This window comes from Staphylococcus auricularis (genome assembly GCF_001500315.1).
Lineage (GTDB): Bacteria > Bacillota > Bacilli > Staphylococcales > Staphylococcaceae > Staphylococcus > Staphylococcus auricularis.
Genome location: NZ_LLER01000009.1, coordinates 21581 through 37687 on the forward strand (window position 1 = coordinate 21581; position 16107 = coordinate 37687).

General features: G+C 36.3%; 12 protein-coding genes. 9 read left to right on the top strand and 3 right to left on the bottom strand.

Annotated features, from left to right (window positions below):
- Positions 1–9: 9 nt before the first annotated feature.
- From murC to ccpA, 5 genes are all read left to right on the top strand, one after another.
- A complete protein-coding gene (murC, locus tag APS80_RS04720) occupies positions 10–1323 on the top strand; it encodes a UDP-N-acetylmuramate--L-alanine ligase (RefSeq protein WP_059107125.1) in 1314 nt (437 codons plus the stop codon).
- A 67-nt stretch (positions 1324–1390) separates the two neighbouring features.
- Positions 1391–1885: a DUF948 domain-containing protein gene (locus APS80_RS04725; protein ID WP_059107126.1), complete on the top strand. Its 495-nt coding sequence runs from the start codon at positions 1391–1393 to the stop codon at positions 1883–1885.
- Positions 1886–1957: 72 nt separating this feature from the next.
- On the top strand, positions 1958–3487 hold the full coding sequence (locus APS80_RS04730; protein WP_059107127.1) for a hypothetical protein: 1530 nt from the start codon (positions 1958–1960) through the stop codon (positions 3485–3487).
- Between the two features lie 321 nt (positions 3488–3808).
- The gene (locus APS80_RS04735) at positions 3809–4900 is read left to right on the top strand and encodes a bifunctional 3-deoxy-7-phosphoheptulonate synthase/chorismate mutase (protein WP_059107128.1); all 1092 of its coding nucleotides are present in this window, start codon (positions 3809–3811) and stop codon (positions 4898–4900) included.
- A 219-nt stretch (positions 4901–5119) separates the two neighbouring features.
- Complete coding sequence (gene ccpA / locus APS80_RS04740; RefSeq protein ID WP_059107129.1) at positions 5120–6112, top strand: catabolite control protein A; 993 nt, start codon at positions 5120–5122, stop codon at positions 6110–6112.
- 60 nt (positions 6113–6172) lie between these two features.
- Here ccpA and APS80_RS04745 read toward each other — a convergent pair whose 3' ends face one another.
- Entirely contained in the window at positions 6173–7330 is a 1158-nt protein-coding gene (locus tag APS80_RS04745; RefSeq protein ID WP_059107130.1) for an acetoin utilization protein AcuC, read from the bottom strand.
- A gap of 13 nt (positions 7331–7343) precedes the next feature.
- Positions 7344–7976, bottom strand: a complete 633-nt coding sequence (locus APS80_RS04750) for a hypothetical protein (RefSeq protein WP_059107131.1) — start codon at positions 7974–7976, stop codon at positions 7344–7346.
- 278 nt (positions 7977–8254) lie between these two features.
- Here APS80_RS04750 and acsA point away from each other — a divergent pair, with 278 nt between their 5' ends.
- The 4 genes from acsA (at position 8255) to APS80_RS04770 (ending at position 14710) form a co-directional block, all read left to right on the top strand.
- Positions 8255–9967: an acetate--CoA ligase gene (acsA, locus tag APS80_RS04755; RefSeq protein WP_059107132.1), complete on the top strand. Its 1713-nt coding sequence runs from the start codon at positions 8255–8257 to the stop codon at positions 9965–9967.
- A gap of 332 nt (positions 9968–10299) precedes the next feature.
- The gene (locus APS80_RS04760; protein WP_059107133.1) at positions 10300–11967 is read left to right on the top strand and encodes a formate--tetrahydrofolate ligase; all 1668 of its coding nucleotides are present in this window, start codon (positions 10300–10302) and stop codon (positions 11965–11967) included.
- A gap of 481 nt (positions 11968–12448) precedes the next feature.
- Positions 12449–13711 (top strand): tyrosine--tRNA ligase, encoded by a 1263-nt coding sequence (gene tyrS, locus APS80_RS04765; RefSeq protein ID WP_059107134.1) that lies wholly within the window; start codon positions 12449–12451, stop codon positions 13709–13711.
- Positions 13712–14203: 492 nt separating this feature from the next.
- Complete coding sequence (locus tag APS80_RS04770) at positions 14204–14710, top strand: cysteine hydrolase family protein (protein ID WP_059107135.1); 507 nt, start codon at positions 14204–14206, stop codon at positions 14708–14710.
- A 157-nt stretch (positions 14711–14867) separates the two neighbouring features.
- Here the strand turns inward: APS80_RS04770 and APS80_RS04775 are convergent, their stop codons facing one another.
- Positions 14868–16100 carry a S1C family serine protease gene (locus APS80_RS04775; protein ID WP_059107328.1) on the bottom strand — a complete coding sequence of 411 codons (1233 nt, stop codon included), beginning with the start codon at positions 16098–16100 and terminating at the stop codon, positions 14868–14870.
- Between the last annotated feature and the right edge of the window lie 7 nt (positions 16101–16107).

Genomic DNA, 16107 nt, shown 5'->3' on the forward strand with positions numbered 1-16107 from the left:
GAATTAACTATGACGCATTATCATTTTGTCGGAATCAAAGGTGCAGGTATGAGTTCACTTGCACAGATCATGCACGATTTAGGAAATGAAGTACAAGGTTCAGATATAGATAAATATGTATTTACTCAAAAAGCACTACTTAACAAAGGAATTAAAATCTTACCTTTCGACGCTGATAATATTCAAGAAGGTATGGTTGTAGTGCAAGGTAATGCATTTTCCGATGACCATGAAGAAATTAAACGTGCACATGAATTAAATCTAGAGGTTATTCGCTACCACGATTTCCTCGGACAAGTGATTAATCAATATACATCTGTAGCTGTGACAGGTGCACATGGTAAAACGTCAACTACCGGTTTGTTATCCCATGTGATGAATGGAGATAAAAAAACATCATTCCTCATTGGTGATGGTACAGGTTTAGGTATTCCTGCAAGTGATTATTTCGCATTTGAAGCTTGTGAATATCGTCGCCACTTCTTAAGTTATAATCCTGATTATGCCATCATGACGAATATTGATTTTGACCATCCAGATTATTTTGAAGATATCAATGATGTCTTCAACGCATTCCAAGAGATGGCTTCCAACGTGAAAAAAGCAATTATTGCCTGGGGCGGTGACGATCACTTACGTCAAATCTCAGCAGATGTACCTATCTACTATTACGGTTTAGATAAATCTAATGATGTGTATGCAGACAACCTTCAAATCAGTGAATTAGGCACGCAGTTTGATGTCTATGTTAAAGGTGAATACTTTGATACGTTCCGTTCACCACAATTTGGTGACCACAACATTTTAAATAGCTTAGCTGTTATCACGATTTGTTATTTAGAAGATATGGATGTCAAAAACATTAAAGACGCCTTAGAAACATTCGGCGGTGTTAAACGTCGCTTTAATGAAACCAAATTAAACAATCAAATTCTCGTCGATGATTATGCGCATCATCCTAGAGAAATCAATGCGACAATTGAAACTGCAAGAAAAAAATATCCGAATAAAGAAGTCGTAGCTGTGTTCCAACCGCACACATTTTCAAGAACAAAAGCATTCTTAGATGAATTTGCTGAAAGCTTAAACAGAGCAGATCATGTGTTCTTATGTGAAATTTTCGGTTCAATTCGTGAGAACACAGGTGAACTTACAATTCAAGACTTACTTAATAAGATTGAAAATGCTAAACTGATAGATGAACACAACACAAACATTTTAGAATCTTATCGTAACGCTGTTATTTTATTTATGGGCGCTGGAGATATCCAACAAATTCAACGCGCATATATGGAAAATATGGAAGCTACTACCGAATTCTAGGATGTTTATGTTAGAATAAGTTGGGTATTTAATTTAAATAACATATGTTTATTAGGAGGCGTTTTTAATGGATTGGATTTTACCAATTGCAGGAATCATAGCAGCGGTTGCTTTTTTAATACTATGTATCGGTATTGTCGTTGTTTTATTTTCTGTGAAGAAAAACTTAGACCACGTGGCTAAAACACTTGACGGTGTTGAGGGACAAGTACAAGGTATTACACGTGAATCAACAGACTTATTACACAAAGTGAATCGTTTAACTGAAGATATTCAAGATAAAGTAGAACGTTTAAATTCAGTTGTGGGTGCTGTTAAAGGTATAGGTAATTCTGTACAAAATTTAAACGGCTCAGTAGATCGTGTAACTAACTCTATTACGCACAACATTTCTCAAAACGAAGATAAAATTTCTCAAGTTGTTCAATGGTCAAATGTTGCAATGGAAATTGCTGACAAATGGCAAAACAGAAAAAATCGTAGAGGAAGTGCAAACTACAAAGCTAATAGTGTAGCAAATGATGCAGATCATAGTTATACGACGCAAGTAGACAATAAATAATACTTAACTCAAATGCACTTAAATGAGGTTTCAAACTTTGTTTAAGTGCATTTGTTATAGGAGGTTGTTATTATGGCACATTACAATAAAGACGAACATGATCGCAATGTGGATACGAACGATATCTCATCATACTTAGAAACATATTTTCACCGTGACTTTGTCTATGGCTTTTTAATCGGGACAGCCATTGGTTCAGTGATTGGCTTAGTGACTACACTCAAATCTAAATCTAAAGCAGATACACCAAGTCAAGCACCTGAATTTAACTCTAAAATTATCGAACAAAGTAATCGTGAAAAAGCGATTGCCCAACAAAACGTTGAAGAAATCAATCGTTTAATCGATGAAGCGAACGAAGAAAGTAAGCATCTTGATGCTACGGGTGCTACAGCAGAGCAAGAAGCGATCAAAGCAGAAAGTTCAGAACATGGTTTAGCTACACCAGCGCCTGAACCTCAACCTGAGCCAAAATCAGAACCAACGAATGATTTAACATCAGATAGTAATAGTGATACATCCGTCGAACATATTGATGAATCAGCTACACCAACATCTAAAGAAATGACAGCGCAACAAGGTGCTATTCAAGAAGAAGCGCATGACACAAATGATGCACAAGAAGATGAAAAAGTTGCAGACACAAATACAGCTGCTGGTATAGCTCAAGCAGCGAAAGGAAAACAACAAGCATTAGCAAATGATGAATCTGTTAAAAGTAATACGGACAATCTTTTAGCTGAAGAAAAACCACAACAAGCAGAAAAAGATCAAAAAGCACCAAACTTAGTATCTAGCTCATCAAACGAATCAGACTCATCACAAGATCTTGCTCAAGCAGCAAAAGGGAAACAACAAGCATTAGCGGATGATGAATCTGTTAAAAGTAACACAGACAATCTTTTAGCTGAAGAGAAACCACAACAAGCAGAAAAAGATCAGAAAGCTCCAAACTTAGTATCTGGCTCATCAAACGAATCAGACTCATCACAAGATCTTGCTCAAGCAGCGAAAGAGAAACAACAAGCGTTAGCAAATAATGACACTGTTAAAAACAATACGGATAATCTTTTAGCTGAAGAAAAACCACAACAAGCAGAAAAAGATCAAAAAGCACCAAACTTAGTGACACCAACTGCAAAAGAAACAACTGAACAAGAAGGAGACGTTGAAGGCGATACATCAGTAGAACATATTGATGAATCAGCGAACCCAACTGCTAAAGAAATACAAGCACAACAAGGTGCCATTCAAGAAGAGGATGAAATTCAAGATGAATCTGAAGAAAATAATGAAACAGCAAACGCTACACATGAATTGACCACTGAAGGTCTTGCCCAAGCAGCAAAAGGGAAACAACAAGCGTTAGCAGATGATGACACGGTTAAAAGCAATACAGCTAATCTTTTACATGAAGAAAAACCAAGTCCAGCACATTCAGACTATCAAGTCCCTCATCTAGTAACTCAATCAGATGAAGATGATTTAGCTGATGTGAAAGCACATTCTAGTGATGAAACACCGATTTATAAAAAGAATAAACCCGCACAACAAGGCGAAAAATCAGAAGGTAAAATAGAGAAAAAATCTTTTGATGAATAATTAAACGGATGATAAGACAAGAAAAAGACCGACATTTGATGCTTCTCTTTATAAAATCAACGCAATAGTTGAACACGAGAGCAGTAAAATGTTGGTCTTTTTGCATGCACAAGAAGTGGGTGGAAAGAAAAAACAATAAGAGGTAAAAATTACTTCCAATATACTGAAAATTCAGTTAAAATAATCACTATGTTTCTCTTAAAGACTAACAGCGGTGTCGCTTGAATCGAAAGTATCAAATTGTTAGAATTGATATAAATAAGTATTTTATCACTTTAAAGCGAAACAAAACCATAAATTAAGAGCGTTGGGGTGACGAACATGACAGACAAAATACAGACATACAGAGAAGAGATTGTAGAAATAAACAATGAAATTTTAAAATTATTAACTAAACGTGGTGAAGTTGCGCAAAAAATTGGTGAAGAAAAGCGTAAACAGGGTACTGTAATATATGACCCACAAAGAGAAAAAGAAATGATTAATGAACTCGTAGAAAAAAATGAAGGTCCATTTAATGATAACGTCATTAAACAATTATTTAAAGAAATCTTCAAAGCTTCTACTGATTTACAAAAATCCGAAAACGAAAAACATTTATATGTATCAAGAAAATTGCAACCTGAGGATACGATTGTACAGTTCGATAATGGTGCGAAAATCGGTGATGGCCAAAAATCATTTGTATTTGGACCTTGTTCAGTAGAATCTCAAGAACAAGTGGATGAAGTCGCTGCAAACTTACATAAAAAAGGCGAGAAATTCATTCGTGGTGGTGCGTTCAAACCACGTACTTCTCCTTACGATTTCCAAGGTTTAGGCGAAGAAGGACTACAAATCTTAAAAAATACAAAAGACCGCTATGACTTAAATATCGTGAGTGAAATTGTTAATCCTGCTCACTTTGAAATGGCAGATCAATATGTAGATGTGTTCCAAATTGGTGCGAGAAACATGCAGAACTTTGAACTGTTGAAGGAAGCAGGTAGAACACGTAAACCAGTCTTACTCAAACGTGGGTTATCAGCAACGATTGATGAATTTGTTTACGCAGCTGAGTATATTGCTTCTCAAGGTAATAACAATATCATCTTATGTGAACGCGGTATTCGTACTTATGAAAAAGCAACACGTAATACATTAGATATTTCTGCTGTACCTATTTTAAAACAAGGAACACATTTACCTGTTATGGTCGATGTGACACATAGTACCGGACGTAAAGACATCATGATTCCAACAGCAAAAGCTGGTTTAGCAGTCGGTGCAGACGGTATCATGGCAGAGATTCATCCAGATCCTACTGTCGCATTAAGTGACAATGCACAACAAATGGATTTAGACGAATTTGAAACATTCTATAATGAAATTAAACCATTAGCTAATATGTATAACGAAGGTAAAATAAAGTAACATTCAGTTAAAAGATGTATACCATAATATGAATCACTATTCATCGCTTTATATGTTGCGATATCCTATTTGATTTGATTTTTAAGTTAACTTATTTTTATGACATCATTTTGACATTGTAAACAAAATAATTTTACTCATATAAAATTTATGGTACACTTTGAAAATAATATGAAAGCTTATATTAATAACTTATAAAGCGGTTACAAGGAGGAAATCATGACTGTTACGATCTATGATGTAGCGAGAGAAGCACGTGTTTCAATGGCGACAGTATCTCGTGTAGTCAATGGTAATCAAAACGTGAAACCAGAGACACGAGATAAAGTAAATGAAATCATAAAAAAATTAAATTATAGACCTAATGCCGTTGCACGTGGTTTAGCAAGTAAACGTACAACGACAGTAGGTGTGATTATTCCAGACATTTCTAATGTCTATTATTCACAACTTGCAAGAGGTTTAGAAGATATCGCAACGATGTACAAGTATTATACAATTATTTCTAATTCTGATAATGATCCAGTTAAAGAAAAAGAAATATTTAATAATCTGTTAAGTAAACAAGTCGATGGTATCATCTTCTTAGGTGGCACAATTTCTAAAGAAATGAAAGAAGATATCAATCGTACACCTATTCCAGTGGTTGTATCTGGAACAAACGGTAAAGACGATGGCGTTGCTTCAGTCAATATCGATTTCAAATCAGCAGCTGAAGAAGTGACACAACAATTGATAGATAGTGGCGCTAAAAACTTTGCGTTCGTTGGTGGCGATTATTCTAAAAAAGCACAAGAAGAAGTGTTAGAAGGCTTGAAAAATGTACTATCTCAATCTAGCTTAGAACTTAAAGATAATATGATCTTTAGCGGTAGTGAGATGTATAAAGACGGTATCCGTGCTTATGAAGTTCTACAAGCAGAAAAACCAGATGCGGTTTTATCTATCAGTGATGAACAAGCTATCGGATTACTTCACAGCGCACAAGATAACAACGTTAAAGTGCCTGAAGATTTACAAGTCGTGAGCTTCAATAATACACGCCTCGTCGAAATGGTTAGACCTAAATTATCTAGTGTCATTCAACCATTATACGACATCGGTGCAGTAGGCATGCGTTTACTTACGAAATTTATGAATGACGAAGAAGTGGAAGAACCGAACGTCATTTTACCACACCACATTGAATACCGTGGTACAACGAAAAAATAACTCGAAAGACATTTATTAAAGGACCTGTTGAAGTGGTTGCTTTAATAAATGTCTTTTTTATTATTTAAACCAACTGATGACTTGGTTGGCATGTCTTAAATTAGTTTCTGTAATGGCTTCAGCACGTGGTAAGTACGGAAATCCATGTTTTCCATCTTCCCAAACGGTTGGCAGTGGATGGGGTGCATAGTGTTGCCATTTACGTATCCATTCTTTTGATAATGGTCCGTGTTGAATCGGTTCATCGATGAGTGCTAAAAATACATGACTCCAGGCACGAGGCACGACTTCCCAAATATTATAGCCTCCGCCACCCATCATCATCACTTTGCCATTGGTATACGTATCCGCTAATGTTTTGATAATGTAAGGAATTTGATAAAGTGCTTCAAGTGTACAACATAAATGTGTCAGTGGATCTAAATAATGAATATCGACACCGTGAACACTGAGTATCATATCAGGCTGAAAGCTTTCAACGACAGGTGTAATTGAACGTTTAAAAACGTCTAAAAATGACGCATCTTCGGTATACGGTTCTAATGGAATATTAACCGCATAACCAAACCCAGTTTCATCCCCGCGCTCTGTGTAATGACCCGTACCAGGATAAAGATATTTCCCAGTTTCATGAATCGAATAACTTAATACTTGATTATCTGCATAAAAACTCCACTGGGTGCCATCACCATGATGTGCATCAGTATCGATTACCAGTACACGTGCACCATAATTTTGAGTCAGATAACGTGCGGTGACAGCTACATCGTTGTAGATACAGAAGCCATTCGCTTTACCAGGCAGACTATGGTGTAACCCACCACCTAAATGGCACCCATTTGTGACCTCTCCCTGCATGATTTTATCGGCAAGCTCGAGGGCTCCTCCTACAATCCTCGCACTGTGTAAATGCATTCTGCGAAACGGAACCGTATCATCTCCACCCAGACCATATTTCACTGCTTCGGTATCGTTTAAAATGCCATGTGATGCATGACGGATTGCCTGTATATAATCATACGTATGAATGAGCGCTAATTCCTCGTCAGTCGCAATCCGAGGTTTGATGATATGATCTGCTGTTAAAAAGCCAGAGTCTTGTAACAGCTCTGTCGTAAGTTTCAGACGCATCTGGTTAAAAGGATGATCATTACTAAAACGATAGCGCAAAATATCCTTCGAATAAACATATCCTGTAGTTTGTGTACTATGATTCATCATACGTCACTCCTTAAAAGAAAAAGCGATTCATAAAGCGAATATCATCAAAAGCTTGTTGTTGATCTAATGTAATCCGTGAGCCAATACGCGCCATGAGACAGTTGGCAGGGTGACTCGTAATTTCAGGATCATCAGTCGCAAAGATTTCTAGACCCCCATGTGACATTAAATTCTGCATAAGCTTTTTATATTCAAAAACATCTAACTTCGAATGCTTTAAGTCCCAGTGCCCATAATATTCTGTCGTGAGCACAATATAATCTTCATATTCATCTCCACTCATACTCAACCGGATTAATTCACTACCTAAATGTAACGAGCGATAAGGTAGACTGATTTCAATCGCACCGAGTTCGATGAGATAGGGGAGGTTTCCAGTCGACCATCGTTCAATTTCATCTGGATAATGGAATGTGACATAGCCAACGATATGTTGATTGTGATGTAAGACATAAATACGTCCTTCTTCAAGATCACTGATTTCTTTCAATGCTGCAAATTGCTCTTCATAAGGTCGAAAGGCGTTCAGTTTGTCATCAAACGTCATCGTATTCAATTGCGAAGAGGGTACAGGGCCTTCGATAATGAATGTTTGTTGTTCGATCGTGTAGTTCTGGTGTTGGTAGGTTTTAACATGTTCCATAAGGTTCACCTCTTTTTTGCTGTGGTCTCAAGTGTTGATTGACTTCAGTATATTGCTTAAGTCCTCGCATGAGATAAGCATCTCCATCATATTTGCGAGTAAAGTGAGTTATACGGTTTATATAAGAAAACGTTCTCAGTGGTTATTTTTATTATACTCGAAAATACGACAGACGCCCATGCTACAGAAATATTTTTAATAATATTTTGAAAATTGTAAAAAGATTGGTTATAATACCATTTAAGAAAACGTTTTCATTTTGAAAAGGGGGCAATAAAATGAAAGTAGAAGTCTATAAAGGGGATCAAGGAGATTTCAATCTTAAAGATTATGAACAAACGTATCAAAATTTTGATTGGAAAGAGGTCGAAAAAGCATTTTCCTGGCATGAAACTGGTAAAGTGAACATGGCTTATGAATGTATCGATCGCCATGTGGATAAGGGTAAAGGCGATAAAGTCGCTTTAAAGTATAAAGACGAACGAAGAGAAGAGTCATATACGTTCAAAGATTTACAACAGCTATCGAACCGTGCTGCGAATGTGTTGAAAGATAAAGTCAACGTGGAAAAAGGTGATCGGGTATTCATCTTTATGCCACGTACACCAGAACTTTACATCGCATTATTAGGTACGTTAAAAATTGGAGCTATCGTAGGTCCGTTATTTGAAGCGTTCATGGAAAAAGCGGTAACAGATCGGTTATCGGATAGTGAAGCCAAAGTCGTTATCACGACGAATAGTTTGTTATCCAGAATACCTAAAGATCAATTACCTCATCTCGAAACGATTGTCGTCGTGGATGATGACGTTGATGCATCATATGTTGACTTTAAACAAGAACTAGAAGCCGCATCGGATACTTTTGATATAGAGTGGTTAAATTTATATGACGGGTTAATTTTACATTATACATCGGGTTCAACAGGGCAACCTAAGGGTGTCTTACATGTTCAAAAAGCGATGTTACTCCATTATATTTCTGGACGTTACGTGCTTGATTTACAAGATGACGATGTTTATTGGTGTACGGCCGATCCAGGTTGGGTAACGGGAACGTCGTACGGTATTTTTAGTCCATGGTTAAATGGAGCAACGAACTGTATTGCAGGTGGTAGATTCTCCCCTGAAAGCTGGTATAAAATGATTGAAACATTTAACGTAACCATCTGGTACACTGCACCTACTGCGCTACGAATGTTGATGAGTGCGGGCGATGATATCGTGCACAAGTACGATTTATCTTCATTAAGAAGTATCTTATCTGTAGGTGAACCGCTAAATCCAGAAGTGATTAAATGGGCGAAACACGTCTATGGTAAACGTGTGTTAGACACATGGTGGATGACCGAAACGGGTGGTCACATGATTGTGAATTATCCATCTATGGATGTCAAACTAGGTTCAATGGGTAAACCGTTGCCAGGTATTGAAGCTGCAATTGTGGATGATCAAGGTAATGAACTAGAACCCAATCGCATGGGTAACTTAGCGCTTAAAAAAGGTTGGCCGAGCATGATGCACGCCATTTGGCATAACCCAGCTAAATATGAATCTTACTTTATTGGTGATTGGTACGTATCAGGTGACTCAGCTTACAAAGATGAAGACGGTTACTTCTGGTTCCAAGGTCGTGTCGATGACGTGATTATGACGGCAGGTGAACGTGTTGGCCCGTTTGAAGTCGAATCCAAACTCGTAGAGCATGCTGCCGTTGCTGAAGCTGGGGTAATTGGGAAACCTGACCCTATTCGTGGTGAAATTATTAAAGCGTTTATTGCGCTCAAATCTGGCTATGAACCTTCAGACGAATTAAAAGAGGATATTCGTAAGTTAGTGAAAGAAGGACTCGCAGGTCATGCGGCACCTCGAGAAATTGAATTTAAAGATAAATTACCGAAAACGCGTTCAGGTAAGATCATGCGTCGCGTACTGAAAGCATGGGAATTAGATTTACCAGCAGGTGACTTAAGTACGATTGATGATGACTGAGCGAGGAACAATGTAAAAGTACGACATTTAAACTAAAAATGATGAAGTTCACGCTGAAAAATGATTTAGCGTGAGCTTTTTTCATTTACAACAGCATGTATTTCCTAAATTTTTGAAGAAAAAATAAATCGCATCATGCTGCGAAATATTTTTATATTTAACACGAAAATGTAACAAATGTAACTTAAAAGTTGAAAGCGCTAACTTAAATATTAGACAATATATAATCAGTTGGTTAATATAACAGTGTAGGGTTTGTAACATCAGATCGTTGAGTTACACAAAATGTTACATCGTCTACTACATAATTAAATTAAAAGGGGCGAATCTAATTGGCACAATTATCTGACTTAGATATTGCAAATCAATCAACGTTAAAACCTATCGGAGAAATTGCTGAAGCTGCAGGTATCCCTGCGGACGCGTTAGAACAATATGGACATTACAAAGCTAAGATCGATATTAACAAGATCGAAGAAAAAGGGGAAAAAGGTAAAGTTGTACTTGTAAGTGCAATGAGCCCAACACCAGCTGGTGAAGGTAAATCAACTGTAACAGTTGGTCTATCAGATGCTTTCCATGAATTGAAAAAAAACGTGATGGTTGCTTTACGTGAACCGGCTTTAGGACCAACATTCGGTATCAAAGGTGGCGCAACTGGTGGTGGTTATGCCCAAGTCCTACCAATGGAAGATATCAACTTACACTTTAACGGTGACTTCCATGCCATTACTACAGCAAACAATGCACTTTCAGCATTTATCGATAACCACATTCATCAAGGTAACGAATTAGGTATCGATCAACGACGTATTGAATGGAAACGTGTATTAGACATGAACGACCGTGCGTTACGTCAAGTCGTTGTAGGTTTAGGTGGACCAACTAAAGGTGTTCCACGCGAAGATGGTTTCAACATTACAGTTGCATCAGAAATTATGGCCATCCTTTGCTTAGCTAATAACCTTAAAGATTTAAAACAAAAAATTGCCAAAATTACAATTGGTTACACAAGAGACCGTAAACCGGTAACTGTAGCTGACTTAAAAGTTGAAGGCGCATTAGCTATGATTCTTAAAGACGCTATCAAACCAAACTTAGTACAATCAATCGAAGGTACACCAGCATTAGTACACGGTGGACCATTCGCAAACATTGCACATGGCTGTAACTCAATTCTTGCAACTGAAACAGCTAGAAAATTAGCTGACATCGTTGTAACAGAAGCTGGATTTGGTTCTGATTTAGGTGCCGAAAAATTCATCGATATCAAAGCTCGTGAAGCAGGCTTCGAACCTTCAGCAGTCGTTATTGTTGCAACAATTCGTGCTATGAAAATGCATGGCGGTGTAGCAAAAGATGACTTGAAAGAAGAAAATGTTGAAGCGGTTAAAAAAGGTATCGTAAACCTTGAACGCCACGTTAACAATATTAAAAAATACGGTTTAGAACCTGTTATTGCATTAAACGCATTCGTTCACGATACTGAAGCTGAACAAGAATTCGTAGAACAATGGGCTAAAGAAAATGGCGTACGCCTTGCATTAACAGAAGTTTGGGAAAAAGGTGGTAAAGGCGGTATTGACTTAGCTAAAGAAGTATTAGAAGTCATTGACCAACCACAAGAATTCCACCAATTATATGATTTAGACTTACCATTAGAAGAAAAAATCGAAAAAATCGTTAAAGAAATTTACGGTGGTAGCAAAGTAACATTTACTTCTAAAGCCCAAAAACAATTAAAACAATTTAAAGACAATGGATGGGATAATTATCCAGTATGTATGGCTAAAACACAATACTCATTCACTGATGATGCATCAGTACTTGGTGCACCAGAAGACTTTGAAATCACAATTCGTGAACTTGAAGCGAAAACAGGTGCTGGTTTCATCGTTGCCTTAACTGGTGCAATCATGACAATGCCTGGTCTTCCTAAAAAACCAGCTGCATTAAACATGGATGTGACTGATGACGGCCATGCAGTCGGCTTATTCTAATAAGCAATACTATTTGTTTAACGCCTGAATAAACAAATCAATTCAAATGACACAAAAGACGCCAATTTCCGTTCCAATTGGAATGGGAGTTGGTGTCTTTTCTTGTTCTTATACTGAGGTGTAAAGTTCCGTCGTTTTAGATGAGTCATCTTATATAAGTTGACTTTCACATGCATTTTCATTATAATAAAATGCAATTAGATATGGATTTTGAATTAAAGGACAAGTAGCATGATAGATTGTTTCAGAGAGTTAGTGGCCGCTGTGAACTAACACAAACTATGATGTGAATACACCTTTCTCGCACTATTTCGCGTAATTCAACGTTTGAGTTAATGAACGTATCATTAATAGAGTAACTATATTTAAGTAGTATGGTGGTACCGTGCAATCGCACCCTTACGTATTTGGCGTAAGGGTGTTTTTTATTGAAAATATACATAACGCACCATATTTTAAAGACGAAAGAGGAGGAATTGTAATGACAAACGCATTATTAGAAGATTTGAAATGGCGTGGGCTCGTTTATCAACAAACGGATGAAGAAGGTATCGAAGAACTATTAGATAAAGAACAAGTAACCTTATACTGTGGGGCTGATCCAACAGCTGATAGTCTACATATTGGACACTTACTTCCATTCTTAACGTTAAGACGCTTCCAAGAACATGGTCATCGTCCTGTCGTACTCATAGGTGGAGGTACAGGTATGATTGGTGATCCATCTGGTAAATCAGAAGAACGTAAATTACTCAACGAAGAACAAATTGAACAAAATGTTCAAGGTATAGCAGAACAAATGCATCGTTTGTTTGAATTTGATACAGAAAAAGGTGCTCAACTCGTTAATAACAAAGACTGGTTAGGCCAAATTTCTCTCATTGATTTCTTACGAGACTATGGTAAACACGTCGGAGTTAACTACATGTTAGCGAAAGATTCAATTCAAACACGTCTAGAAAATGGGATCTCATTTACTGAGTTTACGTATACAATTTTACAAGCCATCGACTTTGGTCATTTAAACCGTGAATTAAACTGTAAGATTCAAATTGGTGGCTCTGATCAATGGGGTAACATCACAACAGGTATTGAATTAATGCGTCGTATGTACGGTCAAACAGAAGCTTATGGCTTTACGATTCCACTTGTCGTTAAAGCAGATGGTAAGAAATTTGGTAAAACAGAAGGTGGTGCAGTATGGTTAGACCCTGAGAAAACAAGTCCATATGAATTTTATCAATTCTGGATCAACGTATCTGATGACGATGTGATTAAATTCTTGAAATACTTCACATTCTTAAGTCATGACGAAATTGATCGCTTAGAACAATCATTACAAGAAGCGCCACATTTACGTGAAGCACAAAAAGCATTAGCAGAAGATGTCACACGCTTCATTCATGGTCAAGATGCGTTGGATGATGCGATTCGTATTTCTGATGCATTATTCAAAGGTGATTTAAAATCATTATCCGCTGATGAATTAAAAGCTGGATTTAAAGATGTACCACAAGTTGAACTAAGTCTAGAAACAACAAACTTAGTCGATGCGATTGTAGAAACTGGTATTTCATCTTCTAAACGCCAAGCACGTGAAGATATTAATAACGGTGCCATTTATATTAACGGCGAACGCCAACAAGATTTAAAATATGAATTATCTGAGGATGATAAAATCGAAGGTGAATTTACAATCATTCGCCGCGGTAAGAAAAAATACTTCATGGTGAATTATAAATAACCAATGAGATAAAGGAAGAGGAGTGAAACCGGTTTGGCTTTCACTCCTCTTTTTGTATGACTTATATATTTAATAATATCGTATATTACTAAGTACCTTTCCTAACCAATTATATTTAAATACAAAGATAGGGTGTAAACCCAGGGGAAATTCACAGAAAAAGTAACCGTGTGTATTTTATATCAATATACAGAAAATTCATATAATTGATGTTTGCGTTTCACTTTTTATGGTAATAAAAATCTAACAATTCAGTTGAGAAAATAGTTGAAAAAATGAGGATAAAATGGACATCTTAATAATAAGCATAGGTGGGATTATTTTATTTTTAAATCGACAGAATTCATTTTATTCTTTCATATATAATGAAAAAATAAATGAGATGATATTATTTCTGTTTTTAAAATGTAAAATTTCAGTTATATATTTAGAGGAATATGTTTTCTAATGAGATGAAAATAATGAGTATTATTTATTAACGAGGTAATTTAAGTGGAAGCTTTAATAATTATAGATATGCATGAAAATTTTCTCCAAGCAAAGGAGAGTAAAGAAATAAAAAGTAAAGTATTAAAATTAGGTGAAGAGTTCAAGTATAAAAATATGCCAATAATTTTAGTAGAAGATAAACATTGTTCTAGCAATTTAGATAAAGATATACTTAAATTAAGTGAAATTCTTATTAAAAAAGAAACTCCTAGTGCTTTTTTTCATACAAATCTAAAACTTATATTAGACAGTTATGGTATAAAAGAAGTCGTTATAGTTGGATTTAATATTGAGTATTGTGTGCTATTCACTTCTATAACAGCATTTGAATTAGGATTTAAAGTTTATATGATAGAAGATGCTTGTGGCACTGTTAATAATGAAGATACTTACGAAATGCCAGGATTAGATATTGCTGATTTTATTGGATCTATACTAAATTGGTCTAATGTGATAGAGGTTCCATATTTGGAGGAGTATTTAGAGAAAATGATTGGAAAAAGAGTATAATCAAGTGAAATTTTGTTGAGACAAAGTACTTGGGAATGTGAGAAGACAAAGCAGTCTGTTGAAGACCGCTTAATAAACATTGACATTAATCCATTACAAATGTTTGTAAAGATTAAAAGTGCGGATTGAACCATTTTCAACCCGCACTTTATTTATATTATTCAAATAGGCTGTCGTTACTTTGTTCTTCACTTTCATCGTTGTTAGAAGGCTGTTGTTCTTTTAATTCTACATCGATGTTTTGTGTATCTCCTTCACGATCTACAGTTAACTGAACAGTATCTCCTGGTTTTTTATTATCGTAAAGATAAGAACGTAAGTCTGTATCTTCTTTAACTTTTTTGCCATCAATTTTTGTGATGACGTCACCTTTTTTAAGGTCATTGTTGCCATCGACTTCAACGACATAGAGTCCTTCTTTTTCTTTAATGCCTAATTGATCTTTGTACGCATCAGGAATTTCATCTAAGTTGAGTAAACCAATGCCGATAGAAGGGCGAGTGATTTTACCATTTTCAACAAGTTGTTTGATAGTTTCTTTCACTTCATTACTAGGAATCGCAAAACCGATACCTTCGACTTGTTCACTGGCAATTTTCATTGAGTTAATGCCAACGAGATTACCGTTAATATCGATTAATGCACCACCAGAGTTACCAGGGTTAATCGATGCATCTGTTTGTAATACATTAACTTTATTATTACCTTCTGACGTATTTGTATCGATTGTACGTTCATTTGCTGAGATAATACCTGAAGTTACAGAGTTTGCAAATTCTAAACCGAGTGGGTTACCCATTGCGAAGACGCTATCACCTGTTTTAACTTTAGATGAATCTGCGAAGTTAATGGCTTTGGTACCTTTTGTATCTTTGATTTTCAATACTGCAATATCAGTTAAGGCATCTTTACCGATTAATTTCGCATCGACTTGTTTAGAATTATGAAGTTGAACAGTGATTTCGTTTGCACCATCGATGACGTGGTTATTCGTTACGATATAAGCGGAGCCGTTATTTTTTTGATAAACGACACCTGAACCTGTACCTGCTTCTTCAGATTTTGATGTTTTGCCACGGAGTAAATCTTCTAAGCTATTAGCTTTTTGCTTGTTGATGACGCCGACAATCGAAGGGGACACATCATTGATCATTTCATTGACTGAATCGTAGTTTTCGCTTTGGCCATCTAACGTATTGCCGCCTTTACTATTCGTTGTTTGTTGAACTTCTGAACCGCCGCTATTTAAGAATTTATTATCAATGAGTTTACCTATACCCATGACGAGGAGGGCACCTAGGATGCCGGCGATTAAAGCGACAAGGATTGTTTTGAACCAAGGGAATTTAGGTTTACGTTCAGTCATATCTTCGTTCAGATTACGGTGCATTTCAGTA

Coding starts and splice junctions, on each gene's coding strand:
- murC (WP_059107125.1), top strand. CDS start 10: ATGACGCATTATCATTTTGTCGGAATCAAAGGTGCAGGTATGAGTTCA.
- ccpA (WP_059107129.1), top strand. CDS start 5,120: ATGACTGTTACGATCTATGATGTAGCGAGAGAAGCACGTGTTTCAATG.
- APS80_RS04735 (WP_059107128.1), top strand. CDS start 3,809: ATGACAGACAAAATACAGACATACAGAGAAGAGATTGTAGAAATAAAC.
- APS80_RS04750 (WP_059107131.1), bottom strand. CDS start 7,976: ATGGAACATGTTAAAACCTACCAACACCAGAACTACACGATCGAACAA.
- APS80_RS04725 (WP_059107126.1), top strand. CDS start 1,391: ATGGATTGGATTTTACCAATTGCAGGAATCATAGCAGCGGTTGCTTTT.
- APS80_RS04775 (WP_059107328.1), bottom strand. CDS start 16,100: ATGCACCGTAATCTGAACGAAGATATGACTGAACGTAAACCTAAATTC.
- APS80_RS04745 (WP_059107130.1), bottom strand. CDS start 7,330: ATGAATCATAGTACACAAACTACAGGATATGTTTATTCGAAGGATATT.
- acsA (WP_059107132.1), top strand. CDS start 8,255: ATGAAAGTAGAAGTCTATAAAGGGGATCAAGGAGATTTCAATCTTAAA.
- APS80_RS04730 (WP_059107127.1), top strand. CDS start 1,958: ATGGCACATTACAATAAAGACGAACATGATCGCAATGTGGATACGAAC.
- tyrS (WP_059107134.1), top strand. CDS start 12,449: ATGACAAACGCATTATTAGAAGATTTGAAATGGCGTGGGCTCGTTTAT.